The 307-nt window shown below is 55.4% G+C and carries 1 pseudogene; it reads right to left on the bottom strand.

Going from position 1 to position 307, the window contains the following annotated elements:
* Positions 1-23 precede the first annotated feature (23 nt).
* Positions 24-307 (bottom strand): annotated as a pseudogene (locus tag ACYP03_RS25425) (hypothetical protein); the annotation flags it as partial.

Here is a 307-nt window from a genome sequence, read left to right as displayed (position 1 = left end):
GAGTCTCAGCCGTTTGCCTGCGCTTAGTGACGCAGCATCTCATCCAAATGGCGTTTGCTGTTGTCCGGCACCGGCTCCTGACGGTAAACGCGCTCATATCGGGCAGACATGACTGACGTACGAGCTTGACACCAGCCATAACCGTATGGCAAATCCACTGGCGTGACGCTTTCTATGGATGCAAATTCCGCACTCAGATCCTGCTGCAATATACTTTCCGATACCAGCCTGGCGCGCGGCACAACCTCTTTCTGTGCCAGCCGGTTGCGCTGCCCCCAGCCAATGATCAGATCGTCACAACTGTAGT

It is taken from the genome of Photobacterium sp. R1, from assembly GCF_054600795.1.
This window is presented reverse-complemented; position numbering and strand designations above follow the sequence as displayed.